The 23,918-nt window shown below is 73.0% G+C and carries 18 protein-coding genes; 8 read left to right on the top strand and 10 right to left on the bottom strand.

Annotation, left to right across the window (positions count from 1 at the left end; all coding sequences use genetic code 11):
- The first annotated feature begins 268 nt into the window (after window positions 1-268).
- Window positions 269-1,219 (top strand): phosphatase PAP2 family protein, encoded by a 951-nt coding sequence (locus AB0K51_RS02220; protein WP_363449536.1) that lies wholly within the window; start codon window positions 269-271, stop codon window positions 1,217-1,219.
- Between the two features lie 4 nt (window positions 1,220-1,223).
- Here AB0K51_RS02220 and AB0K51_RS02215 read toward each other — a convergent pair whose 3' ends face one another.
- Window positions 1,224-4,268 carry a bifunctional [glutamine synthetase] adenylyltransferase/[glutamine synthetase]-adenylyl-L-tyrosine phosphorylase gene (locus AB0K51_RS02215; protein ID WP_363449534.1) on the bottom strand — a complete coding sequence of 1,015 codons (3,045 nt, stop codon included), beginning with the start codon at window positions 4,266-4,268 and terminating at the stop codon, window positions 1,224-1,226.
- A 44-nt stretch (window positions 4,269-4,312) separates the two neighbouring features.
- Window positions 4,313-5,545 carry a glycosyltransferase family 2 protein gene (locus AB0K51_RS02210; protein ID WP_363449532.1) on the bottom strand — a complete coding sequence of 411 codons (1,233 nt, stop codon included), beginning with the start codon at window positions 5,543-5,545 and terminating at the stop codon, window positions 4,313-4,315.
- Between the two features lie 338 nt (window positions 5,546-5,883).
- Between AB0K51_RS02210 and AB0K51_RS02205 the strand changes: the two genes are divergently transcribed.
- Window positions 5,884-6,777, top strand: coding sequence for a beta-glucanase (locus AB0K51_RS02205; protein WP_363449530.1), 894 nt, complete (start codon window positions 5,884-5,886; stop codon window positions 6,775-6,777).
- On the opposite strand, the gene AB0K51_RS02200 is transcribed toward AB0K51_RS02205, so the two are convergent.
- Window positions 6,696-7,412 carry a class E sortase gene (locus AB0K51_RS02200; protein ID WP_363449823.1) on the bottom strand — a complete coding sequence of 239 codons (717 nt, stop codon included), beginning with the start codon at window positions 7,410-7,412 and terminating at the stop codon, window positions 6,696-6,698. The genes AB0K51_RS02205 and AB0K51_RS02200 overlap by 82 nt on opposite strands.
- Window positions 7,413-7,503: 91 nt before the next feature.
- Complete coding sequence (locus AB0K51_RS02195) at window positions 7,504-8,865, bottom strand: glutamine synthetase family protein (protein ID WP_363449528.1); 1,362 nt, start codon at window positions 8,863-8,865, stop codon at window positions 7,504-7,506.
- A 264-nt stretch (window positions 8,866-9,129) separates the two neighbouring features.
- Here AB0K51_RS02195 and AB0K51_RS02190 point away from each other — a divergent pair, with 264 nt between their 5' ends.
- Both AB0K51_RS02190 and AB0K51_RS02185 read left to right on the top strand, forming a co-directional pair.
- Complete coding sequence (locus AB0K51_RS02190) at window positions 9,130-10,872, top strand: NAD+ synthase (RefSeq protein WP_363449526.1); 1,743 nt, start codon at window positions 9,130-9,132, stop codon at window positions 10,870-10,872.
- Window positions 10,873-11,085: 213 nt separating this feature from the next.
- Complete coding sequence (locus AB0K51_RS02185) at window positions 11,086-11,874, top strand: putative protein N(5)-glutamine methyltransferase (protein WP_363449524.1); 789 nt, start codon at window positions 11,086-11,088, stop codon at window positions 11,872-11,874.
- 120 nt (window positions 11,875-11,994) lie between these two features.
- Here the strand turns inward: AB0K51_RS02185 and AB0K51_RS02180 are convergent, their stop codons facing one another.
- The 3 genes from AB0K51_RS02180 to AB0K51_RS02170 form a co-directional block, all read right to left on the bottom strand.
- Window positions 11,995-13,002: an endonuclease/exonuclease/phosphatase family protein gene (locus AB0K51_RS02180; RefSeq protein ID WP_363449522.1), complete on the bottom strand. Its 1,008-nt coding sequence runs from the start codon at window positions 13,000-13,002 to the stop codon at window positions 11,995-11,997.
- Window positions 13,003-13,112: 110 nt separating this feature from the next.
- Window positions 13,113-13,781, bottom strand: a complete 669-nt coding sequence (locus AB0K51_RS02175) for a TetR/AcrR family transcriptional regulator (protein WP_363449520.1) — start codon at window positions 13,779-13,781, stop codon at window positions 13,113-13,115.
- A 23-nt stretch (window positions 13,782-13,804) separates the two neighbouring features.
- On the bottom strand, window positions 13,805-15,403 hold the full coding sequence (locus AB0K51_RS02170) for an MFS transporter (protein WP_363449518.1): 1,599 nt from the start codon (window positions 15,401-15,403) through the stop codon (window positions 13,805-13,807).
- Between the two features lie 186 nt (window positions 15,404-15,589).
- Here AB0K51_RS02170 and panB point away from each other — a divergent pair, with 186 nt between their 5' ends.
- The 3 genes from panB (at window position 15,590) to AB0K51_RS02155 (ending at window position 18,502) form a co-directional block, all read left to right on the top strand.
- Window positions 15,590-16,465, top strand: a complete 876-nt coding sequence (gene panB, locus AB0K51_RS02165; RefSeq protein WP_363449516.1) for a 3-methyl-2-oxobutanoate hydroxymethyltransferase — start codon at window positions 15,590-15,592, stop codon at window positions 16,463-16,465.
- Between the two features lie 235 nt (window positions 16,466-16,700).
- The gene (locus tag AB0K51_RS02160; protein WP_363449514.1) at window positions 16,701-17,681 is read left to right on the top strand and encodes an ATP-binding cassette domain-containing protein; all 981 of its coding nucleotides are present in this window, start codon (window positions 16,701-16,703) and stop codon (window positions 17,679-17,681) included.
- Complete coding sequence (locus AB0K51_RS02155) at window positions 17,678-18,502, top strand: ABC transporter permease (RefSeq protein WP_363449512.1); 825 nt, start codon at window positions 17,678-17,680, stop codon at window positions 18,500-18,502. Before AB0K51_RS02160 ends, AB0K51_RS02155 begins: the two co-directional genes overlap by 4 nt.
- A 24-nt stretch (window positions 18,503-18,526) precedes the next feature.
- Here the strand turns inward: AB0K51_RS02155 and AB0K51_RS02150 are convergent, their stop codons facing one another.
- Window positions 18,527-21,838, bottom strand: a complete 3,312-nt coding sequence (locus AB0K51_RS02150) for a BTAD domain-containing putative transcriptional regulator (RefSeq protein ID WP_363449510.1) — start codon at window positions 21,836-21,838, stop codon at window positions 18,527-18,529.
- Window positions 21,839-22,084: 246 nt separating this feature from the next.
- Between AB0K51_RS02150 and AB0K51_RS02145 the strand changes: the two genes are divergently transcribed.
- Complete coding sequence (locus tag AB0K51_RS02145) at window positions 22,085-22,894, top strand: site-2 protease family protein (RefSeq protein WP_363449508.1); 810 nt, start codon at window positions 22,085-22,087, stop codon at window positions 22,892-22,894.
- A gap of 4 nt (window positions 22,895-22,898) precedes the next feature.
- Here AB0K51_RS02145 and AB0K51_RS02140 read toward each other — a convergent pair whose 3' ends face one another.
- Both AB0K51_RS02140 and npdG read right to left on the bottom strand, forming a co-directional pair.
- On the bottom strand, window positions 22,899-23,090 hold the full coding sequence (locus AB0K51_RS02140) for a hypothetical protein (protein WP_363449506.1): 192 nt from the start codon (window positions 23,088-23,090) through the stop codon (window positions 22,899-22,901).
- Window positions 23,091-23,185: 95 nt separating this feature from the next.
- A complete protein-coding gene (npdG, locus tag AB0K51_RS02135) occupies window positions 23,186-23,905 on the bottom strand; it encodes an NADPH-dependent F420 reductase (protein WP_363449504.1) in 720 nt (239 codons plus the stop codon).
- Between the last annotated feature and the right edge of the window lie 13 nt (window positions 23,906-23,918).

The raw sequence follows: 23,918 nt of genomic DNA, 5'->3' as shown, positions 1-23,918 counted from the left end.
TAGCGCCCTGCAAGATGTTTCAGCAAGATGCAGAAACTGTTTCCGGTAGTAGTCATACCGAGTCGTGACCTGGCGCCGATCGGGCGCACACCGACCGTGGGCATGCGAAAGGGACCCCGGTTCGACCGCTCGTAACCCGCGCGCCACAATGGTCTGCATGCGCCTCGAAAACCGATCGACCCCTACCCCCGTAGGCGGACAGTCGGTGAAGAATCCCCATCCAGAGGATGAGCAACCGGTCACGGAACGTCTGGCAGACTTCTCGTCCATGGGGGAACCGACCGAGATCCACGCATCCGGCGCCGACCGCGTCGGCCGGGCATCACGCGACGGTTCCGACCCGGGCCCGGACCACACCGCCCGTACGCCCGGCGGAGCCACCCGCGTCGCCCAGTCACCCGCCGCCGCCCTGCGCGGCCGGGTCCGCGAGCAGCGACGCACGCCGCGCCGCCCGCGACTGCTCTTCGAGCTCGCGCTGATCGGCCTCAGCTACTGGCTGTACTCGCTGGTGCGCAACGCCGTCCCGGAGCACGAGACCATCGCCCAGCAGCACTCCACCTGGGTCTGGAACCTCGAACACGACCTCGGCATCGCCGTCGAGCGCTCGATCAACCACGGCGTCAACTCGGTGACCTGGCTGATCGTCGGGATGAACTACTACTACGCCACCCTGCACTTCATCATCACCATCGGCGTCCTGGTCTGGCTCTACCGCTCGCATCCCGGGCGCTACGCCGCCTCCCGCACCGTGCTCTTCGTCACCACCGGCATCGCCCTGGTCGGCTTCTACTGCTTCCCGCTGGCCCCACCGCGCCTGATGACCGGCGGCGGGTTCGTCGACACCGTCGCCGTCCACCACACCTGGGGCTCACTGGCCTCCGGCGCCGGCGCGCAGGTCTCCAACCAGTTCGCCGCGATGCCCTCGATGCACATCGGCTGGTCCATGTGGTGCGGCCTGACCATCTTCTTCCTGGCCCGCCGCACCTGGGTCCGCGCCCTCGGCCTCGCCTACCCCGTGGTCACCCTCAGCGTGATCGTCTCCACCGCCAACCACTTCTGGCTGGACGCGGTCGGCGGCGAGGTCTGCCTGGCCGTCGGCTTCCTGGTGGCCCGCCTCCTCTACACCAACTGGGCCTTCCGCCTCCCCCGCCACCCGGACGACCCGGTCGAGGAGGAGCTGACCGTCCCGGCCCAGTGGGACACCAAGGTCAACGCCTAGGCGCTCACTCCGCGCCGTAGAACAACCGCTCGACGACCCGGCGCGCCCGCCGGGTCGTCCTGCGGTACTCGTCGACCAGCTCGCCGGAGTGCCCCACCCCGTAGCCGAGGTAGCGGGCCACCCCGGCCAGTTCGCGGGCGTCGCCGGGGAAGCTGTCCCCGGCCCGGCCGCGGACCAGCATGACGGCGGCGCGGACCCGGGAGGCGAGCACCCAGGCCGCGTCGAGCACCTCGGCGTCCTCCGCGGCCACCAGGTCCGCGGCCGCTGCGGCGGCCAGCGCCGCGCGGGTCCTGGTGGTCCGCAGCGCGGGCAACTCGTGGCCGTGCTGCAACTGCAGCAGCTGCACCGTCCACTCGACGTCCGCCAGCCCGCCGCGGCCGATCTTGGTGTGGGTGGTGGGGTCGGCACCGCGCGGGAGGCGCTCCGACTCGATCCGGGCCTTGATCCGGCGGATCTCCACCAGGTCCCGCTCCGGCACGCCCTGGCCCGGGTAGCGCAGCGGGTCGACCAGCTCCCGGAACCGCTCCCCCAGCGCGACGTCGCCCGCGATCGGCGCGGCCCGCAGCAGCGCCTGGCTCTCCCAGGCGTGCGACCAGCGCGCGTAGTAGGCCGCGTACGAGGACAGGGTGCGCACCAGCGGGCCGTTGCGGCCCTCGGGGCGCAGGTCGGCGTCGACCAGCAGCGGCGGCTCCACCGACGGCGCGGCGAGCAGGGTGCGCAGCTCGTGGATGACGGCCTGGGCGGCCTTGGCGGCGTCCTCGTCGAGCATGCCGAGCTGCGGCTGGTGGACGAAGAGCACGTCGGCGTCGGAGCCGTAGCCGAGCTCGTGGCCGCCGAACCGGCCCATGCCGATGATCGCGATCCGGGTGGGCAGTTCGCCGTTGCGGGCCTCCCAGCCGTCGACGGCGGCGCGCAGCGCGCCCTGCAGGGTGGCGGCGGTGATCGCGGTGAGCGCCTCGCCGGCCGCGTCCAGGGCGTCCGCCGGGTCGTCGCCGAGCCGGCCGAGCAGGTCGGCGGCCGAGGTGCGGAAGAGCTCGCGGCGGCGGACCGCGCGGGCCGCGGCGACCCCGGCGGCGGGGTCGGCGGCGCGGCCGACGGCGGCCAGGATCTCGGCCTCCAGGGCGGCCCGGCCGCGCGGGGCCAGGCCGTTCGGGTCGCCGAGCATGGCGACCGCCTCGGGGGCGCGCAGCAGCAGGTCCGGGGCGAGCCGGCCGGCCGACAGGACCCGGGCGAGCTGCTCGGCGGCGGCGCCCTCGTCGCGCAGCAGCCGCAGGTACCAGGGGGTGCGGCCGAGCGCGTCGGAGACCTGGCGGAAGTTGAGCAGCCCGGCGTCGGGGTCGGCGGAGTCGGCGAACCAGCCGAGCAGCACCGGCAGCAGGGTGCGCTGGATGGCCGCCTTGCGGCTGACGCCGGAGGCCAGTGCGGAGATGTGCCGCAGCGCGGCGGCCGGGTCCGCGTAGCCGAGTGCGGCGAGCCGGGCCTTGGCGGCGTCCGGGCTGAGCCCGGCGGCGCCCTCGCCGGTGACCCGCAGTTCGACCACCGGCAGCTCGGCGACGGCGTCCAGCAGCGGACGGTAGAACAGCCGCTCGTGCAGCCGCCGGACCTCCACCGCGTGCCGCTTCCACTCGCGCTCCAGCGCCGCGACCGGGTCGGTGCGGGTGTCGCCGGTGATCTGCGGGGCCATCGAGCGGGCCAGGCGGCGCAGGTCGGCGGGGTCGGTCGGCATCAGGTGGGTGCGGCGCAGCCGGTGCAGCTGGATCCGGTGCTCCAGGGAGCGCAGGAAGCGGTAGGCGACGTCCAACGCGGCGGCGTCGGCCCGGCCGATGTAGCCGCCCGCGCTGAGCGCGGCCAGCGCCTCCAGGGTGTTGCCGCTGCGCAGCCGCTCGTCGGTGCGGCCGTGCACGAGCTGCAGCAGCTGGACGGCGAACTCGACGTCGCGCAGCCCGCCCGGGCCGAGCTTCAGCTGGCGCTCGACCTCGGTGGCCGGGATCGCGTCGACCACCCGGCGGCGCATCTGCTGGACGTCGGCGACGAAGTTCTCCCGGGCTGCGGCCTGCCACACCAGCGGGGCGATGGCGGTGACGTAGGCGCCGCCGAGCTCGGCGTCCCCGGCGACCGGGCGGGCCTTCAGCAGCGCCTGGAACTCCCAGGTCTTGGCCCAGCGCTGGTAGTACGCGAGGTGGCTGGCGAGGGTGCGCACCAGCGGGCCGTTGCGGCCCTCGGGGCGCAGGTTGGCGTCGACCGGCCAGATGGTGCCCTCGCCGGTGGTGTCCGAGCACAGCCGCATGGCGCGGGCGGCCAGCCGGGTGGCGGCCTGCATCGCGCGCTGCTCGTCGGCTCCCTCGCGGGGCTCGGCGACGAAGATCACGTCCACGTCGGAGACGTAGTTGAGCTCCCGGCCGCCGCACTTGCCCATGCCGATCACGGCGAGCCGGCAGAGCGCGGCCGCGTCCGGGTCCTCCTCGGCGGCGATGTCCAGGGCGGTCTGCAGGGTGGCGCCCGCCAGGTCGGCGAGTTCGGCGGCGGCCTGCGGCAGGTCGGTGGTGCCGGACAGGTCGCGGGCCGCGATCGTCAGCAGGCAGCGCCGGTAGGCGGCCCGCAGCGCGTCGGCGCGGTCCGCCCGCTCCTCCGACCGGACCCGGCGGGTGAGCTCGCCGAGGAAGTCGCTGCGGCCGGGGTGGATGTCGCGCAGCTCGAAGGTGACCAGGGCGTGCCAGTCGCGGGGGTGCCGGGCCAGGTGGTCGCCGAGCGCGGTGGAGGCGCCGAGCACGCCCAGCAGCCGGTCGCGCAGCGGCTTGGCGGCGGTCAGGGTGTCGCGCAGGGTGTGCCGCTCGTGCGGGTCGAGCGCCTCCAGCATCCGGGCCAGCGAGAACAGCGCCTGGTCGGGGTCGGCGGTGGCGCTCAGCGCGTCCAGCAGCACCGGGTCCTCCGCCAGGCCCTGCAGTGCCGGTCCGGCGAGCAGCCGCACCGCCTGGTCCGGGTCGGTGAAACCGCGCCGCACCAGGCGGATCTCCAGCCGGCTGGTCCGGCTCCCGGCCCGTTCCTCCACTGCGTCCGCCCCTCCGCCCGCCGACATCCCGTTCGACTTCGAGCCTACGGCCCGGCGCGCTCCGGGGTCCGTCCGACCAGGTGCCAGAGCAGGGCCGCGAACAGGACGGAACCGGTCGCCGCGCCGCCCGCCACCGTCAGGTCCGGCTGCCGTCCGAGCTCGCCGAGCAGCATCCCGAGCGCGCCCGTCCCGGCGCCGATCGCGGTGAGCACCTGCCGACGCCGGTCCGACATCCGGGTGATGACGGTCCGTCGGCCCTGGCGTCCGGTCCACGAGGTCAGGTGCCGGCCCAGCACCCATTCGCGGAACATCACCCACAGGGCCAGCACCGTCCCCAAGGTGCCGACCACCAGGTAGGCCGGATAGTTGACGAGCGTCCGCCGGATTCCGATCTGCAGGCTGGCCGTTCCGAGCGTCACCGCGCCCATGACCAGGAACCACCAGCCCATCCAGCGGAAGGTGTCGAATTCCGCGAAACCGGTGGCGAGATGGTAGGCCAGCGAAAGATATCCGCTGGCGAGCAGTGCGCTGTCCACGAGCATGGCGCCGAATACCCGGGTGAATCCCCAGCTGCGGAAGAACAGCCCGCGGTGTTTGTAGAGGGCCTGCGCCCAGCCGGCCGCCCAGCGGTGGGTCTGCCGCCAGTAGACCTGCCAGCTGCCCGGGTCCCGGACGCACACGTACGCGCCGGCGACGAATCCCGCCCGCTGTCCGGAACGGTTCATCTTCAGCGCCAGCTCGACGTCCTCGCACAGGCTGTCCGTGGACCAGCCGTCGACCGCCCGGACGGCTTCGGTGCGGTAGATCCCGGCGCAGCCGGAGAGCACCGCCACCCAGCCGTGCCAACCCTCCACGGTCCGCGACATCCGGTGGGCCGCGGCCCACTCGATCATCCGCGAGCGCTGGAACATCCCCTTGACGCTGTGCGGGGTGACCGACATGCAGACGCCGCCGAAGCCCTTGTCGCGCATGCGGACCAGGCACTTCTCCAGCACGTCCGGCGAGGCGAAGTACCCGTCCGCGTCGAGCAGCGCCACGTACTCGGTGGTCACCTCCGCCAGCGCGAGGTTCAGCGACCGCGGCTTGCTCTCCTGGTGGACCTCCAGGACGTCGGCGCCGTTGCGCCTGGCGATCTCGGCGGTACCGTCGGTGCACGCGTCGGCGATGACCAGCACCCTGGCCGGCCGGACCGTCTGGGCCCAGGCGGACCTCACCGCGTCAGCGATGAAGTCCGCCTCGTCGTGTGCCGGGATCAGCACGGTGACGGAGTCGGTCACCGGCGCGCGAACCACTTCACGGCCGCGCCGATGGCGGCGGACGCCCCGCCGACCGCCAGCAGGGCCAGCGATGCGACGCCGGTGTGAGCAAGTCCGTACATGGTCTTTCCCCTTGATCGGTCAGAGTACGAATCTTCTGCGAACTCCCGGGGCGTTTCGAACGGATTTCGAAATACCCGGGGGACCGCCGTGAACCCGCAGCCAGATTCGCATGAGCCGCGGATCGATCCGCCCGTAACACGCCATCAGGTGAGGCACCATCGGCGTCCGCGCCCCGCATTCATCCGGTCGGCTCCGTCCCTGCGCGTACCGGTCGGTCGGGGGCCATTGTGAACGCCATGCTGACCACATTCCTCGCCGCCTCGGCGATCTCCTTCTCGATAGCCCTCGCCCCGCTCCCGGCGGCGGCCGCGGACACCGCCACCACCCCCGACTCCGCCACCGCACCGGCCGGAGCCCGCACCGTCCTGGCCGAGCGCTTCGGCGACCCGGGCATCGGCCCCGGCCGGGCCTGGGGCTGGCAGAGCGCCGCGTACGCCAACTGCACCTACAACCCCAACAGTTGGAAGCACGACCGGCTGAGCCGCTCCGCCCTCTCCGATCAGCAGGGCCACCTCCGCTTCACCGCCACCCACCGCGAGGACGGCGACTGGGACACCGGCCTGCTGACCACCGGCGACTCCTGCGACTCAGGCGGCAGCGGGTTCCAGGTCCACGCCGGCGACCTGGTGCTGGTCCACGTCCGCCTGCCCGAGGCCGACTCCGGCGCCTGGCCCTGCCTGTGGACCTGGCGGGACGGCGGCAACGAGGTGGACCTGTTCGAGTGGTACGCCGACCATCCGGACCGGATCGAGTTCGTCAACCACGTCCGCTCGGGGAGCACCGTCTACAGCGACGAGAACGTCGGGGCCGGGCGCTGGATCTACGTGGCGGTCCGACTCGGCGCCGACAACGACACCTGGTACGTCGGTCCGACCGAGGACAGGCTCACCGAGGTGTGGTCCGACGGCACCGGAGTCGGAGCGGACTTCGCCGCCTACCTGATCCTCAACCTCTCGATCAGCGACGGCAGTTTCCACCTGCCGCCGGCGAGCACCGCCCCGGTCACGATGGACGTGGACCTGCTCACCGTCGAGCGCCCGACGCTCCATCAGCGCAACTCGGCCGGCGGCGTCCTGGCCGGGTCCACCGCATCCTCACGCACCAGGCTCCCCCAGACCACCAGCCGGTAGCGCGAGGTGTACTCCGGCGTACAGGTCGTCAGGGTGATGTACCGGCCCGGCGAGCGGTACGGCGAGCCGACCGGCACCGGCGCGATCACGGCGGCGTTCTCCGGCGAGGTCTCCGGCAGGACGCCGTCGACCCGGTAGACGTACCAGCGGTCCCGGGTCTCGACGACCACCGCGTCCCCGGGGCCGACCCGGTCCAGGTCGTGGAACTTCGCGCCATGCCCGTCCCGGTGCGCCGCGAGCGCGAAGTTCCCCTCCCGGTCCCACGGCATCGCCTCGCCGTACGGCGCCGTGTACACCCCGGCCACCCCGTCCGCGAGCGTGTCCGGGTCGGTCCCGACCCGGATCAGCACCTGGTACCCCCGCCCCATCGCCGGCACGTGCAGCAGGCCGACGTCCTCACCGATCCCCGGCAGCCCGGGCGGCGGCGGGGCGGGCGAGGGGGCGGGGGTCGACGCCGACCACTGCCCGCGCAGCCGGCCGACGGCCTGCTCCGCCTTGCGGTCCGCCACCCCGTCGGTCCACCACAGCGCGTACCCGGCGAACAGCAGCACCAGCACACCCGCCGTCACCAGCAGGTCGCCCACCACCCGCGCCAGCACCCGCCCCCGGCCCGTCCCCCGCGCCTCCCGCACCACCCCGACCAAGAACCCTCACCACGCCTCACGACCGGTCACCTCGCGCCACTTCAGCGCGCGAGCCGACCGGCCGCAAGGCGACACGCGAGGCCTACAGCACCTGCAGGTTCTTCCGCAGCTCGAACGGGGTGACCTCGGAGCGGTACTCCTCCCACTCCTGGCGCTTGTTGCGCAGGAAGAAGTCGAAGACGTGCTCGCCGAGGGTCTCGGCGACGAGTTCGCTGCGCTGCATGAGGTCGATGGCCTCGCCGAGGTTCTGCGGCATGGGCTGGATGCCCAGGGCGCGGCGTTCGGCGTCGGTGAGGGCCCAGACGTCGTCGTCGGCGCCCGGGGGGAGTTCGAGGTTGTCCTCGATGCCCTTGAGGCCGGCGGCGAGGGTGACCGCGTAGGCGAGGTAGGGGTTGCAGCCGGTGTCGAGGGAGCGGACCTCGATCCGGGTGGAGCCCTGCTTGCCGGGCTTGTACATGGGGACGCGGATCAGCGCGGAGCGGTTGTTGTGGCCCCAGCAGATGTACGAGGGGGCCTCGCCGCCGGCGCCGGCGGTGCGCTGGGAGCCGCCCCAGATGCGCTTGTAGGAGTTGACCCACTGGTTGGTGACGGCGGCGGTCTCGGCGGCGTACTTGAGCAGGCCCGCGATGAAGGAGCGGCCGACCTTGGAGAGCTGGTACTCGGCGCCGGACTCGTGGAAGGCGTTGCGGTCGCCCTCGAACAGCGAGACGTGGGTGTGCATGCCGGAGCCGGGGAAGTCCGAGAACGGCTTGGGCATGAAGCTGGCGTGGACGCCCTGTTCGAGGGCGACCTCCTTCATGACCAGGCGGAAGGTCATGATGTTGTCGGCGGTGGAGAGCGCGTCCGCGTACCGGAGGTCGATCTCCTGCTGGCCGGGGGCACCCTCGTGGTGGCTGAACTCGACCGAGATGCCCATGGACTCGAGCATCGTGATGGCCTGCCGACGGAAGTCGTGGCCGATGCCGCGCGGGGTGTGGTCGAAGTAGCCGGACTGGTCGGCGGGGATCGGCGCGGTGCCGTCGCCGGGGAGGTTCTTCAGCAGGAAGAACTCGATCTCCGGGTGGGTGTAGAAGGTGAACCCGAGGTCGGAGGCGCGCTCCAGGGTCCGCTTGAGGACGTAGCGCGGGTCCGCGTACGACGGCGAGCCGTCGGGCATCAGGATGTCGCAGAACATCCGGGCGGTGCCCGGGTTCTCGGAGCGCCACGGCAGTATCTGGAACGTGGTCGGATCCGGCTTGGCGATCATGTCGGACTCGTAGACCCGGGCGAAGCCCTCGATCGCGGAGCCGTCGAACCCGATGCCTTCCTCGAAGGCCTGCTCGAGTTCCGCCGGGGCGACCGCCACGGACTTGAGGAAACCGAGCACGTCGGTGAACCACAGCCGGACGAACCGGATGTCACGCTCCTCGAGCGTGCGAAGCACGAACTCCTGCTGCTTGCCCATGGGGACAGTCTCACCTCTGCTCTTTACGCCCGTGTTACGCCGCCCGCACCGGTCGGCCCGGCCCGGTGAGCCCCCCTCGCCCGGACCGCGTCGTGACCATCATGGCGGATCTTCGCCCGCTTGCCGACCCACGAGCCCCACCGGTTGCCGCCACGAGCCCCACCGATTGCCGCCGCAGGCCCCACCGGTCGCCATCGCAGGCCCCAGCACGCGCGAACCGGCACCCCCGCGACATAGCGTCAGTTAGACGATTACACTCGGGGCATGCCGAATCTGCGTCTCGCCCTGTGCCAGATCGACCCCTGGGTCGGTGACCTCGCCCGCAACAGCGAGGAGGTGCTGCGCTGGTCGAAGCTGGCGGCCGAGTCCGGCGCCGACCTGATCGCCTTCCCCGAGATGGCGCTCACCGGCTACCCGGTCGAGGACCTCGCCTTCCGCGGCTCCTTCGTCGAGTCCTCCCGCGCCGCGCTCACCGACCTCGCGGCCAAGCTTCAGGCCGAGGGCCTGGGCGACGTCCCGGTGGTGGTCGGCTACCTGGGCCGCGGGGAGCCGGGCACGACGTACGCGGGCAAGCCGCAGAACTGCGCGGCGGTGCTGCGCGGCGGCGAGGTGGTGACCCGGTTCGCCAAGCACTTCCTGCCGAACTACGGCGTCTTCGACGAGTACCGCTACTTCGTCCCGGGCGACCAGCTGACTGTCCTCCGGCTGCACGGCGTGGACATCGCGCTGGCGATCTGCGAGGACATCTGGCAGGAGGGCGGCCGGGTCGCCGCCACCGGCCAGTCCGGGGCCGGGCTGCTGCTGTCGATCAACGGCTCGCCGTACGAGCGGGACAAGGACGACGTGCGGCTGGAGCTGGTGAAGCGCCGCGCCGCCGAGGCGGGCTGCCCGCTGGTGTACCTGAACATGGTCGGCGCGCAGGACGAGCTGGTCTTCGACGGCGAGTCGATGGTGGTCACCGCGGACGGTGAACTGCTGGCCCGTGGGCCGCAGTTCGAGGAGTCGCTGCTGGTGATGGACCTGGAGCTGCCGGCCGCGACCGAGGGCCTGCCGGACGGCACGGTGCTGGCGGACGGGCTGAAGCTGGTCCGGGTCGACCTGGGCGGCGAGCCGAAGGCCGCGCCCGCCGAGCCGATCGCCCCGCGGATCGAGACGCGGCTGGACGACGAGGCCGAGGTGTACGCGGCCCTGGTCGAGGGCGTCCGGGCGTACGTCCGCAAGAACGGCTTCCGCTCGGTGCTGATCGGGCTGTCCGGCGGCATCGACTCGGCGCTGGTGGCGGCGATCGCAGTGGACGCGATCGGCGCGGAGCACGTGTACGGGGTCTCGATGCCCTCGCGCTACTCCTCGCAGCACTCCCGGGACGACGCCGCCGAGCTGGCCCGCCGCACCGGGCTGCACTTCCGCACCGTCTCGATCGCCTCGATGTTCGACGCCTACCTGGCCGCCACCGAGCTGACCGACCTGGCCGAGGAGAACCTGCAGTCCCGGCTGCGCGGCACCCTGCTGATGGCGATCTCCAACCAGGAGGGCCAGATCGTGCTGGCCCCGGGCAACAAGAGCGAGCTGGCGGTCGGCTACTCGACCCTGTACGGCGACTCGGTCGGCGCCTACGGCCCGATCAAGGACGTCTACAAGACGCTGGTCTTCAAGCTGGCGCGCTGGCGCAACGCGCAGGCCGAGCTGCGCGGCGAGGTCCCGCCGATCCCGGAGAACACCATCGTGAAGCCGCCGTCCGCGGAGCTGCGGCCGGACCAGAAGGACTCCGACTCGCTGCCCGACTACGACCTGCTGGACGCGGTGCTGGACCGCTACGTCGAGGGCGACCAGGGCCGGGACGCGATCGTCGCCGAGGGCTACCCCGCCGAGGTGGTGGACCGGGTGGTGCGGCTGGTGGACACCGCCGAGTACAAGCGGCGGCAGTACCCGCCGGGCCCGAAGGTCTCGCCGAAGAACTTCGGCCGCGACCGCCGACTGCCCATCACCAACCGCTGGCGGCGCGGCTGACCGACACGCGCCCGGCCGACCCGCGGTGCGGACGGCTGACAGCGCGCCCGGCAGCGCATAGGGTGGGCGCCGCGTAGCGCGCCCGACCAGGAGACGGCGCCGCGGCCGAAGGAGGTGGGAGAGATCACCGTGCACGTCACCGAGGTGCTCCCCCGCCGACAGGCCGCGGCCTGACCGGTCCGGGGAGCCCCACAGGCTCTTCGAGAGGTCTCCGTGTCGCTCCACCCTTCGCCCGCCCTGCGTTCCACCGTCGTCCACCGGCTGCGCGCGGCCGGCTGCGTCTTCGCCGAGGACGAGGCGCGCCTGCTGCTGTCCGCCGCCGACTCCCCCGCCCGCCTCGCCGCCCTGGTCGAACTCCGCTGTGCGGGGCGGCCGTTGGAGCACGTGGTGGGCTTCGCCGAATTCGCCGGCCTGCGCGTCGCGGTCACCCCGGGGGTGTTCGTGCCGCGCCGCCGCAGCGAGTTCCTGGTCGAACGGGCCGCCGCGCTGGGCCGGCCCGGCGCGGTGCTGCTCGACCTGTGCTGCGGCTCCGGCGCGGTCGGCGCGGCACTGGCCGCCCGGCTCGGCCCGGTCGAACTGCACGCCGCCGACCTGGACCCGGCCTCGGTGGCCTGCGCCCGCCGCAACCTCGCCCCGTACGGCGGACGGGTGCACCTCGGCGACCTGGACGCCCCGCTGCCCGACCACCTGCGCGGCCGGGTCGACCTGCTGGTGGCCAACGCCCCGTACGTGCCGACCGACGAGATCCCGCTGCTGCCGCCGGAGGCCCGCGACCACGAGCCGCGGACCGCGCTGGACGGCGGCAGCGACGGCTTGGCGGTGCAGCGTCGGGTCGCCGAGGCGGCGCCCCGCTGGTTGGCGCCCGGCGGCCGACTGCTGATCGAGACCAGCGAACGGCAGGCCCCGGCCACCGCCGCACTGCTCGCCGCCCACGGCCTGCGCCCGCGGATCGAGGCGGACGACGAACGGGACGCCACCGTGGTGGTCGGCGAGCCGGCCTGACGTCGGGTCAGTGGCACCGGAACCGCGCGAGCCGACCTGACGTCGCGTCAGCGACCTCCGATCGCGCGGTCCGGCCTGACGCCGGGTCAGTGCCGTCGTCGCCGGCCGGCCGACCGCAGGTCAGTAGCGGTAGTCGGCGGCCACCGCCAGGTGGTCGCTGGCGTCCGCGGGCAGCACCCGGGAGTCGGTGGGGACCAGTCCGCCCTTGCTGAGGATCTGGTCGATCCGGGCCATCGGGAAGGAGGCCGGCCAGGAGAAGCCGAAGCCGTCGCCGGCCGCGCCCTGGGCGGAGCGCATCTGCGAGGTGATCGGGGCCAGGCTGCGGTCGTTCATGGTGCCGTTGAGGTCGCCGAGCAGCAGCACCTTGCGCAGCGGTTCGGCGGCGATGGCGTTGCCGAGCGCCTGGGCGCTGACGTCGCGCCGCCCGGCCGTGAAGCCGCTGTCGAACTTGACCCGGACCGACGGCAGGTGGGCGACGTACACCGCCAGCGGGCCCTTCGGGGTGGTGACCTGGGCGCGGAAGGCCCGGGTCCAGCCCATCTTGATGTCGACCACCTCGACCCCGTCGATCGGGTAGCTCGACCAGAGGCCGACGGTGCCCTCCACCACGTGGAACGGGTACTTCGCGGCCAGGCCGGCGGTGTAGACCGGGGCCGCGGCGGCGGAGAGCTCCTCCAGGGCGACGATCTGCGCGCCGGAGCCGGCGAGCATCCGGATGGTGCCCTGCGGGTCGTCGTTGGCGGCGGCGACGTTGTGGGTGAGCGCGGTGAAGTCGCCGTGACCGGTGCTCTTGTCGACCAGCAGGCCGCCGAACAGGTTGAGCCAGACCACGGCGGGCAGCAGCGCGGCGACCACCGCGAACCCCGAGCGCCGCCACAGCGCGAGCGCCAGCAGCACCGGGACGGCCAGGCCCAGCCAGGGCAGGAAGGTCTCCAGCAGGCTGCCGAGGTTGCCGACCCGGTTGGGCAGGTCGGCGTGGAACGCGAGCAGCACGGTGAGCAGCAGGCCGAGCAGGGTGACCGGCCAGGCCCGCTGCCAGTCGAACCAGCGGCGGAGCCCGGTGCGCCCGGTGTTCCCGGTGCCGGGCTTCTCGTCCGCCACTGCCGCCGGACCGTCCGCCCGCACCATGCACCGCTCCTTGCCGCCGTTCTCGTTCGGCTACCGCCGACCCCGTCCGGCCTGGTCCGATCTGATTCTCGGTTCAGCCTATGACGGGATGGACGCGGCGAAGTGCCCGGTCAGTTCCGGTGCGCCCGGTCGGCGCAGCCCTCGGCGGCGAGTCCGCCGAGGATCGCGTCGATCATCTGGCGGGGCAGGTCGGGGTCCTCCAGCGGGGCGTCGTCCCAGAGCACCGTGCGCAGCAGGATCGGGCCGAGCAGGATCTCGCAGAGCAGTTCCACGTCCACGTCGTCGCGCAGTTCGCCGGAGGCGACGCCGCGCCGGACGATCTGGCGGACCAGTTCGCGTCGGGGCTTGACCACCCGTTCGTGGTAGGTCTGCTTCAGCTCGGGCCAGGCGTTCATCTGCCCGAGCGCGGACTTGACGATCCATCGGGAGCGCTTGATCAGGCCGCGGCGGCGCATGTAGTCGACCACCGCGATCAGGTCGTCGCGGTAGGTGGGGCCGCCGAGGGCCGGCGGCGGTTCCTCCAGCCGGGCCACCACGTCGACCAGCAGGGCCTCCTTGTTGGGCCAGCGCCGGTAGATGGTGGCCTTGCCGACGCCGGCCTCGGCGGCGATCCGTTCGATGGACAGTTCGCCCAGGCCGGTGCCGTCCTCCATCAGCTTCTCCACCGCGGCGAAGATCGCCTGCTCGGCGGCCTCGCTGCGCGGACGGCCCCGCCGCGGAGCGTCCTGCTCCGCGGCGGGGTCGGACAGCGGCTGGAGCGGGGTGTCGACGCTCTTCATGGCCCTATTCTCCACCCTGGCGATCACACCTTGGCCGGGCTGGCCTCGGTCTCCGATCGGTCCTGCGGCGGGGCGGCCGGGCCGGGCGCGGCGACCTTGCCGGGCAGCAGCACCAGGGCGAGCACCGCGCCGAGCACGGTCACGCCGACCGAGACGCCGGCCACCGTGTGCATGGCGTGGATGAAGGAGTCCTTGGCGGTGGCGACCAGCGCGGCGTTGCCGCGGGCGATGGCCAGGGTGGCCTCGATCGACTCGCCGGCCTTGTCGCGCAGCGGCGCGGGCAGCGCGTCGAGCTTGCCGGCCGTGCCGTCGCGGTAGACCGTCGACAGCACCGCGCCGAGCACCGCAACGCCCAGCGAGCCGCCGACCTGGCGGAAGGTGTTGTTCAGCGCCGAGCCGGCGCCGGCCTTCTCGCGCGGCAGCGAGCCCATGATGGCGACCGTCACCGGCGGCATCACGTGCGCCATGCCCGCGCCCATCACGAAGCCGAGCACGATCAGCAGCCAGATCGGGCTGGTGGCGGTGAGGAAGGCGTAGCCGAGGAAGCCCACCGCGATCAGCGCCATGCCGCCGGCGCAGGTGGCACGGACGCCGAACCGGTCGACCACCAGCCGGGCCCGCGGCGCGAAGACCAGCTGGGCGACGGCCAGCGGCAGCATCAGCGCACCGGCCTGCAGGGCGCTGTAGCCGCGGACGCTCTGGGTGTAGAAGACGCCGAAGAAGGAGACGCCCATCAGCGCGAAGAAGACGATGCCGACCACGCCGATGGAGGCGGAGAACACCTTGTTGCGGAACCAGGTGACGTCCAGCGCGGGGTGGCTGGTGTGCTTCTCGAAGAGCACGAAGCCGGCCAGCGCGAGCACGCCGATCAGGGTCGGCACCCAGGCCTTGGGGTCGGTGAAGTCGGCGAGTTCGCCGCCCTTGATGATGCCGTAGATCAGCGCCACCAGGCCGATGATCGAGAGCAGCACGCCGACCGGGTCGAGCTTGCCGGGGTTGGGGTCCTTGGAGTCCGGGACCAGCAGGAACATCAGCACCAGGGCGACCGCCACGATCGGCACGTTCACCAGGAAGACCGAGCCCCACCAGAAGTGCTCGATCAGCAGGCCGCCGGTGATCGGGCCGATGGCGATGGCCAGGCCGACCGCGCCGGCCCAGATGCCGATCGCCTTGGGCTGCTCGTGGCGTTCGAAGACGTTCATGATGATGGCCAGCGTGGCGGGCATCACGAAGGCGCCGCCGAGGCCCATCACGGCGCGGTAGCCGATGAGTTCGCCGGGGCTGGTGGCCAGCGAGGAGAGCAGCGAGCCGAGGCCGAAGACCACCATGCCGGAGAGCAGGGTCCACTTGCGGCCGAACCGGTCGCCGAGCAGTCCGGCGGTGAACAGCAGGCCGGCGAAGACCAGGGTGTACGAGTTGATCGCCCATTCCAGGTCGCTCTGGGTCGCGCCCAGGCCCACCGGGGCGGGGGTGGCGATGGTCTTCATCGCCACGTTGAGGATCGAGTTGTCGAGGACGACGACGAGCAGCGCGAGCACCAGCGTGCACAGGATCCACCAGCGGCGGCGGTGGACGGCTTCCGGCACCCGGCGCGCCGGGGGCGGGGAGATCGGGGTGGTCATACGGAAAGACTAGCCCTCTTTTCGATACGATACGGGCCCGTATCGTAATGATTGGGTAAAGCCCGCGGGAGGCCCTCCGGCACGGGGCTCCCGGCTCTTTGCGCACGGCGCGCGGCGTGCAAGCATGGAGCCAGATCCGGGGACGCCGTACGGCGCCACGAGACGACAACACCAGGAGTCTGTTCGATGAACGCTTCTCCGCTTCAGCCTGCCCAGACGCAGGACACCCCCGTCCCGACGACCCTCTACGGCGGCGTCACCAACCGCCGGGTGACCGTCCGGGACCTCGCCAAGGCCAAGCGCAACGGCGAGCGCTGGGCGATGCTCACCGCCTACGACGCCCTCACCGCCGGAGTCTTCGACGAGGCGGGCATCCCCGTCCTGCTGGTCGGCGACTCGGCGGGCAACTGCCACCTCGGCTACGAGACCACCGTGCCGGTGACCATGGATCAGATGGTGATGCTCTCCGCCGCCGTGGTCCGCGGCACCAAGCGCGCGCTGATCGTCGGCGACCTCCCGTTCGGCTCCTACCAGGAGTCCCCGGCCCAGGCCCTGCACAACGCCGCCCGCTTCATGAAGGAGGCCGGGGTGCAGGCGGTCAAGCTGGAGGGCGGCGAGCGCAGCGCCCGCACCATCGAGCTGCTGGTCGAGGCCGGCGTGCCGGTGATGGCCCACATCGGCCTCACCCCGCAGTCCGTGCACGCCCTCGGCGGCTACCCCGTCCAGGGCCGCGGCGACGAGGCCGCCCACCAGTTGCTGCGCGACGCCAAGGCCGTGCAGCAGGCGGGCGCCTTCTCGGTGGTGCTGGAGGCCGTCCCCGCCGAGCTCGCCACCCAGGTCACCGAGCAGCTCGCCATCCCCACCGTCGGCATCGGCGGCGGCAACGGCACCGACGCCCAGGTCCTGGTGTGGACCGACTTCGCGGGCATGACCGCCGGCCGCGTCCCGAAGTTCGTCAAGCAGTACGCCAACCTGCGGGCCACCCTCTCGCAGGCCGCGCAGGAGTTCGCCGACGACGTCCGCTCCGGCGCCTTCCCGGCCGCGGAGCACGAGTTCCACTGAGCCGCCCCGGCAGGGGCGCGGGGAACTGCGCGCGGAACCAGCCCTGACGGTCAGATCGCGCCGCGGTGCAAGCCACTGCCCGCGGCGCGACCTCGCCGGCGGGTGCCTTCCGCTGCGCGCAGTTCCCCGCGTCCCTGTTGCCGCCTGCAGCCCGCGACAGCGCGTGACAGTGCCCGGCAGAGGGGTGACAGCCCGCTGACAGTGGTGTGACAGCCGGGTCCGGCACGGTGTTCCCATGACACGAATCGACCAGAACGCCGTGGAGGTCCGCGGCATCGTCAAGCACTACGGCGAGACGAAGGCCCTGGACGGGGTGGACCTGACGGTCCGTGAGGGGACGGTGCTGGGACTGCTCGGGCCGAACGGCGCGGGCAAGACCACCCTGGTGCGGATCCTCTCCACCCTGATCAAGCCGGACGCCGGCACCGCCTTCGTCGGCGGCTACGACGTCCTGCACCAGCCGAAGCAGCTGCGCCGGACCATCGGCCTCACCGGCCAGTACGCCTCCGTCGACGAGCTGCTCTCCGGCTACGAGAACCTCTACCTGATCGGGCGGCTGCTCGACCTCTCCGCCCGCGACGCCAAGGCCCGCGCCACCGAGCTGCTGGAGCGCTTCTCGCTCACCGAGGCCGCCAAGCGCCCCGCCAAGACCTACTCCGGCGGCATGCGCCGCCGCCTCGACCTGGCCGCGTCGATGATCGGCCGCCCCAAGGTGCTCTACCTGGACGAGCCGACCACCGGCCTCGACCCGCGCACCCGCAACGAGGTGTGGGACGAGGTGCAGCGGATGGTCGCCGAGGGCTCCACCGTGCTGCTCACCACCCAGTACATGGAGGAGGCCGAGCAGCTCGCCGACGAGCTGACGGTGATCGACCGCGGCCGGGTGATCGCCAACGGCGGCGTGCAGGAGCTGAAGACCCGGGTCGGCGGGCAGAGCCTCCAGGTCCGCCCGGTGCGGGCGCAGGACCTGCCGGAGATGGCCGCCTGCCTGCGCGAGTCGGGCATCCCCGCGACCTTCACCGAGGAGTCCGGCCTGCTGTCGGTGCACCTCACCGACGACTCCCAGCTGACCACCGTGATCGGGGTGCTGGGCACCCGCGGCTTCGGCGTCGCCGGGATCGACACCAAGCTGCCCAGCCTGGACGAGGTCTTCCTGACCATCACCGGCACCAAGTCCGTCCCCGCCCCGGCCCGTGACAAGGAGCCCGTCGCATGAGCACCGCCACCCTGACCACCGCCCCGGCCACGTACGCCGACGGCGCCGACGGCCGGATCGGCCTGCGCGCGAGCCTGCGCCACCTCGGGGCACTGACCCGCCGGAACCTGATGCGGATCAAGGCCGACCCGGAGTCGATGCTCGACGCCCTGCTGGTGCCGATCATCTTCACCGTGCTCTTCGTCTACGTCTTCGGCGGGGCGGTCTCCGGCAGCCGGCACGAGTACATCCAGTACATGATCCCGGGTCTGCTCGGCAGCACCGGCCTGAACCTGGCGATGGCCATCGGCACCGGTCTGAACACCGACTTCCAGACCGGCGTGATGGACCGGTTCCGCACCCTGCCGATCGGCCGCTCCGCGGTGCTGCTGTCGAAGATCATCGCGGAGACCTGCCGCGGACTGATCTCCTTCGCCATCCTGATCGGCTTCTCGATGCTGCTCGGCCTGGACATCACCGGCGGCCCGCTCGGCCTGCTCGGCGCGGTCGGCCTGTCGCTGCTGTTCGGCAGCTCGCTGATGTGGATCTCGATGCTGCTGGGCATGTCGCTGCGCAGCGCCCAGGCGGTGCAGGGCGTGTCGATGCTGGTGATCATGCCGCTGCAGTTCGGCGGCTCGACCTTCGCGCCGACCGGCACCATGCCGGGCTGGCTGCAGGCCTTCGCCAAGGGCAACCCGCTCTCCACCCTGGCGGACGCCTGCCGGCACCTGATCAACGGCACACCGGTCGGCAACACCGCGCTGATCGTGGTGCTCTGGTCGATCGGCCTGACCGCGGCGACCGCGCCGCTCGCGGTGGCCCGCTTCCGCAAGCGCACCTGACGACCCGTCGGAGGGCGGACCGGCTCAGAACGAGCCGAGGCCGTCCAGCTGGGCGGCCGCCTCGCGCAGCGTGAGGCGGCCGCCCAGCTGGTGCGCCGCCAGGTACTCGTCCGCGGGCAGCAGTTCGCCCAGCGCCCGCTCGCAGTACGCCATCTCCAGGCGCTCCATGTGCGAGCCCACCGGGGAGCTCAGCGCGGTGTGCGCGCCGAGCAGTACAGCGGCGTGGCGCGCGGCGTCCGGCGCCCGCTCCACGCCGGCCAGTTCGGTGAGCACCGCCGCGGCGGGCACCATCAGCATCAGCGCCATGTGCTCGGCGAAGATCGTCGCCCGGCCCTCCACCGAGGTCATCACGCCGCGTCCCTCGACCAGCAGTTCCAGGCCCCGGCGCGGCTCGCCGCCGCGGGCCAGCACCCAGCCGCGGACGCAGGTGACGATGCCGGCGAACACCGTGGGCAGCGGCCCGACCGCCTCGGGGCCGGCCATCAGCTCGTCCAGCTCGGCCAGGGCCGCGGCGTGGTCGCCGCGCTGGACCGCCAGGTGACACAGGATCAGCCGACCGAACATCCGGGCGCCGTCGGCGCTGCGGCCGTCCTCGCTGACCTCCGCCAGCGCCTGGCGGATCATCAGCTCACCGCCCTCCGGATCACGTTCGGAGATCACCTCGCCGAGCCGGGTGCGCAGCAGCGGCACCTCCTGGAAGGCGCCGATCTCCCCGGCCAGGTCGATCGCCTGCCGGTACGCGGCGGCGGCCTGCTCGGCCTCACCGCGCTTGGCGGCGTTCTCCGCCTTCGCGGACAGCGCCTCGGAACGGCCCCAGCGGTCCCCGGCGGCGGTGTACAGCGCGAGCGCCTCCTCGCTGTCGGCCACCGCCTGGTCCAGGTGCCCGGCCCAGTCGTTGAGCAGGTGGGCGCGCACGTGCAGGGCGAACGCCAGGTCCAGCGGGCGGCCGTGCACCCGGGCGCCGGCCACCGCCTCGTCCATCACCTCGCGCATCCGGTCCATCTCGCCGACCAGGAAGACCGTGAAGACCCGGTTCAGGGCCGGCAGCCGGTAGGACTGCGGCAGCCCGGGCCGGTAGAAGTCCAGCACCCGGTGGGCGGTGTCCAGCGCCGACTGGTTGTTGAGCATCCCCATGTCGCCGCTGAACTTGCTGATCAGCGCGTGCAGCCGGATATGCCGGCGGGCCTCCTCGAGCAACTCCGGGGCCATCGGCGGCGGCTGGTCCAGCGGGCCCTCGGTGAGCGGCACCGGCGGCGGGGCGTCCTCGCCGAACGCGTCGGGGCCGAGCGCGGCCACCGCGTCGAACCAACCGCTGGCCTCCACCCGGTAGTCGCGCAGCGCCCAGTAGCCCGCCATCGCGAGGGCCAGCACCAGGGCCTCCTGCTCCTCGCCGGCGTCCACGGCGCGGCGCAGCGCGGCCCGGACGTTCTCCTGCTCGCGGTCCAGGCGGGCGAGTTCGTCGAGCTGGCCGGGGCCGTGCAGCTGCAGTTCGGCGTTGCGGGCGAGCTCCCGGTAGTGCCGGGTGTGCCGGGCGGCGACCTCCGGCTCGGCGGCCTCGGCGAGCCGCTCGACGGCGTACTCGTGGATGGTCTCCAGCATCCAGTAGCGCGGCTGGTCACCGAGGCCGGCGACCAGCAGCGACTTGTCGACCAGCGACAGCAGCAGGTCGGCGACCTCCGCGCGGGTCACGTCGGTGCCGTCGGCGACGACCTGCTCGGCCGACTCCAGGGTGCAGCCGCCCGCGAACACCGCCAGCCGGCGCAGTACCGCCCGCTCGCGCTTGCCAAGCAGTTCCCAGGACCAGTCGACCACGGCGCGCAGCGTCTGCTGACGGGGCAGCAGGGTGCGCGAGCCGGCGGTGAGCAGCGCGAACCGGGAGTCCAACCGGTCCGCGAGCTGACGCGGCGTCAGGCCGCGCAGCCGGGCGGCGGCGAGTTCGATGGCCAGCGGCAGGCCGTCCAGCCGGCGGCAGATCTCGGCGCAGGCGGCCGGGTCCTCGGCGGTGCTGAAGCCCGCCCGGGCGGCGGCGCCGCGCTCGCCGAGCAGCCGCAGCGCGGCCGGATCGGGCAGCGGCTCGACCGGCAGCACCGCCTCGCCCGGCACGCCGAGCGGCTCGCGGCTGGTGGCCAGCACGGTGACGCCGGGGCAGTCGGCGAGCAGCTGGTCGGCCAGGTCGGCGGCGGCCTGGATGACGTGCTCGCAGTTGTCGAGCAGCAGCAGGACGCGGCGGCGGCCGAGGTGGTCGGTGAGGCGGCGCACCGGGTCCTTGCGGCCCTCGATCGCCTCGGCGACCGTGCCGCTGCCGGTGTGCAGCACGGTCTCCCGCAGGCCGAGCGCGGAGGCCACCGCCTCGGGGACGGCCGCCGGGTCCTCCAGCGGGGCCAGTTCGACCTGCCAGACGCCGCCGGGCCAGCGCTCGGAGTCCAGCTCGCGACGGCCGGCCTCCACCGACAGCCGGGTCTTGCCGGAGCCGCCGGGGCCGGTCAGCGTGGTCAGCCGACCCGCCGTCAGGGCGTCCTTCACGGTGGCGAGTTCGGCGTCACGGCCGACGAAGCTGGTCCGCACGGGGCGCAGGTTCCCGTCCGGCACGGCCTGGCGGGGCGCGGCGGGGGCGGGTTCGGGGGCGGCGGTGAGCAGCTCCTGGTGCACGCGGCGCAGCTCCGGGCCGGGGTCGGTGCCGAGCTCCTCGGCCAGGCCGCGGCGGATCTCCTCGTAGCGGCCGAGCGCCTCGGCGGTGCGGCCGCTCGCCCGCAGGGCGCGCAGTTGCAGGGCCTGGAGCTGCTCGTCGAGCGGGTACTGGCGGCACAGCTCGGCGAGTTCGGCGGTCACCTCGGCGGCCCGGCCGAGGGCCAGCTCGGCGGTGAGGCGGTGCCGGCGGGCCTCCTCGCGCTGGCTCTCCAGCCGGGCGGCGGGGCCGGTGCGGTCGGGCAGGTCGGCGAGGGCGGGGCCGCGCCACAACGCGAGCGCGACGCCCAGCCGCTCGGCGGCGGCGGACGGGTCGCCCTGCTCCAGGGCGCGGGCACCGTCGGCGGCCAGCCGCTGGAACTCGGCGACGTCGGTGTGCGCGGCGGTCAGCCAGTACCCGGCGGGGCCGGAGCCGATCTCGGCGCGGCCGATGGTCCGGCGCAGCCGGCCGACCAGGGTCTGCAGCGCGGCGGCGGCGTCCTGCGGCGGCTCGTCCGCCCACACCTCGTCGGCCAGCAGCTCGGCCGGGACGGGCCGGCCCTGGCGCAGGACCAGCGCGGCGAGCAGCGCGCGCAGCCGGGCGCCGCCGAGCGCGACCGGGGTGCCGTCGTCGTGGTGGGCGGTGGTGGTGCCGAGGATGCCATAGTGCACCCGCCCATTCTGGTCGACGTCCGCAGTGCCGGGCGCACATATATGCGGACACACACAGTCCGCCGGGCCGCGCGGCCGTCCGGCACCCGCCGTTCCGACCCGCCGCCGGGCCCGCGCCGGGACCTACCGTCGGGCCGGAACGCCTGCGCTGCGCCGTACGTTCACCCGGGGCCGCTTGTCCCGCCGGGCGCCGGACCGGCATGATCGACGCCTGATTCCCGCCCGTGACCCCGGAGCCGTACCGAGATGACCTTCGCCAGTACCCGTCAGCGCAGCGCGGAGAACCGGATCAGCCCGATCTTCCTGGTGCTGGCGGCCGCCCTCGGCGCCTCCGGCTGGGCGCTGGCCGCCGGCTGGGGCAACTCCCGGTTCGGGATCTTCCTGTTCGTGGTCTCCGGCTGGATGGTCTCGCTCTGCCTGCACGAGTACGCGCACGCCCGCACCGCGCTGGCCGGCGGCGACATCACGGTCGGCGCCAAGGGCTACCTGACCCTCAACCCGCTGAAGTACGGCCACGTGCTGCTGAGCTTCGTGCTCCCGGTGGCCTTCATGATCATGGGTGGCATCGGCCTGCCCGGCGGCGCGGTCTACATCGAGCGCAGCCGGATCTCCGGCAAGCTCAAGCACAGCCTGATCTCCGCCGCCGGCCCGCTGGTGAACGTGGTCTTCGGCGTGGTCCTGCTGGTGATGGTCAGCCAGGGCTGGTTCAACGACCCGGACGTGCTCGCCACCTACCACGACCAGCAGCTGAACGTCTCGCCGCTGCCGCTCGCCCTCGCCTTCCTGGCGTTCCTCCAGGTCACCGCGGCCATCCTCAACCTGCTGCCGGTCCCCGGCCTGGACGGCTACGGGATCGTCGAGCCCTGGCTGTCCTACAACGTCCGCCGGGCGATCGAGCCGTACGCGCCGTACGGGATGCTGGTGCTGTTCGTGCTGATCTGGCAGACCGGGGTCGGCCGGTGGCTCGCCGACCTGACCTACCGGATCTTCGACCTGTTCGGCGCCAACCCGGATCTGGCCTACGCCGGACGGGCACTGTTCAGCTTCTGGAACTAGCCGCTCAGAACTGCTGCTGCTCGGCCCGGGCCCGCTCCACACGGTCCTTGCGCACGTAGTACCAGGCGATGTTGCTGGACACACCGGCCATCAGCACCCACACCACTCCGAGCCAGTTGCCCTCGATGAACGAGACCACCGCGGCGGTCACCGCGAGGACGAGGACGATGCAGGCGTACAGGGCGTTGCGGGGCATGGCGGGGCTCCTCGTGGTGACGGTGTGCCCCGCCATTCTCGCCGACCGGACGCCGGGGTCGGGCCCCGGGTCCGCTCCGCGCGCCGCGGGCTGCGTCACACGTCGGTGATCCGCAGGCCCGCGTGCGCCTTGTACCGGCGGTTCACCGAGATCAGGTTGGCCACCAGCGACTCCACCTGGTGCGCGTTGCGCAGCCGCCCGGCGAAGATCCCGCGCATCCCGGGGATCCGGTCGGCCAGCGCCTGGACGGTCTCGGTGGCGGCGCGGTCCTCGCCGAGCACCATCACGTCGGTGTCGATCCGCTCCACCGTCTCGTCCTGCAGCAGCACCGCCGACAGGTGGTGGAAGGCCGCGGTGACGGTCGAGTCGGGCAGCAGCGCGGCGGCCTGCTGGGCGGCCGAGCCCTCCGGGACCTGCAGCGCGTACGCGCCCTGCTTGTCGAAGCCGAGCGGGTTGACGCAGTCCACCACGATCTTCCCGGCGAGCTCCGCGCGCAGGGCGGTCAGCGTCTCGGCGTGGCCGTCCCAGGGCACCGCGACGATCACCACGTCGCTCTCCCGGGCGCAGGTCGCGTTGTCCGCGCCGCGGATGCCGAGGCCCAGCTCGGCCGCGCAGCCTTCGGCGCGCTCGGCGTTGCGCGAGCCGATCACCACCTGCTGGCCGGCCTTGGCCAGCCGGTAGGCCAGGCCCCTGCCCTGGTCCCCGGTCCCGCCGAGGACACCCACCACAAGACCGGACACGTCCGGCAGCGTCCGGCCCGGGCCGGACGTCGCGTTCACCGCGTCGGGTGCGTTCACTGAATCGGGTTGCGTCATGGCGAAGATCCTG

This window comes from Kitasatospora sp. NPDC049285, from assembly GCF_040678815.1.
Lineage (GTDB): Bacteria > Actinomycetota > Actinomycetes > Streptomycetales > Streptomycetaceae > Kitasatospora.
The sequence above is the reverse complement of the archived record's forward strand: the minus strand, read 5'-3'. Positions and strand labels throughout refer to the sequence as shown.

What these genes read in the sequence shown, in the direction of transcription:
- AB0K51_RS02220 (WP_363449536.1), top strand. Translation starts at nt 269, where the DNA reads ATGGGGGAACCGACCGAGATCCACGCATCCGGCGCCGACCGCGTCGGC.
- AB0K51_RS02205 (WP_363449530.1), top strand. Translation starts at nt 5,884, where the DNA reads ATGCTGACCACATTCCTCGCCGCCTCGGCGATCTCCTTCTCGATAGCC.
- AB0K51_RS02195 (WP_363449528.1), bottom strand. Translation starts at nt 8,865, where the DNA reads ATGGGCAAGCAGCAGGAGTTCGTGCTTCGCACGCTCGAGGAGCGTGAC.
- AB0K51_RS02190 (WP_363449526.1), top strand. Translation starts at nt 9,130, where the DNA reads ATGCCGAATCTGCGTCTCGCCCTGTGCCAGATCGACCCCTGGGTCGGT.
- AB0K51_RS02180 (WP_363449522.1), bottom strand. Translation starts at nt 13,002, where the DNA reads ATGGTGCGGGCGGACGGTCCGGCGGCAGTGGCGGACGAGAAGCCCGGC.
- AB0K51_RS02175 (WP_363449520.1), bottom strand. Translation starts at nt 13,781, where the DNA reads ATGAAGAGCGTCGACACCCCGCTCCAGCCGCTGTCCGACCCCGCCGCG.
- AB0K51_RS02170 (WP_363449518.1), bottom strand. Translation starts at nt 15,403, where the DNA reads ATGACCACCCCGATCTCCCCGCCCCCGGCGCGCCGGGTGCCGGAAGCC.
- panB (WP_363449516.1), top strand. Translation starts at nt 15,590, where the DNA reads ATGAACGCTTCTCCGCTTCAGCCTGCCCAGACGCAGGACACCCCCGTC.
- AB0K51_RS02160 (WP_363449514.1), top strand. Translation starts at nt 16,701, where the DNA reads ATGACACGAATCGACCAGAACGCCGTGGAGGTCCGCGGCATCGTCAAG.
- AB0K51_RS02155 (WP_363449512.1), top strand. Translation starts at nt 17,678, where the DNA reads ATGAGCACCGCCACCCTGACCACCGCCCCGGCCACGTACGCCGACGGC.
- AB0K51_RS02145 (WP_363449508.1), top strand. Translation starts at nt 22,085, where the DNA reads ATGACCTTCGCCAGTACCCGTCAGCGCAGCGCGGAGAACCGGATCAGC.
- AB0K51_RS02140 (WP_363449506.1), bottom strand. Translation starts at nt 23,090, where the DNA reads ATGCCCCGCAACGCCCTGTACGCCTGCATCGTCCTCGTCCTCGCGGTG.
- npdG (WP_363449504.1), bottom strand. Translation starts at nt 23,905, where the DNA reads ATGACGCAACCCGATTCAGTGAACGCACCCGACGCGGTGAACGCGACG.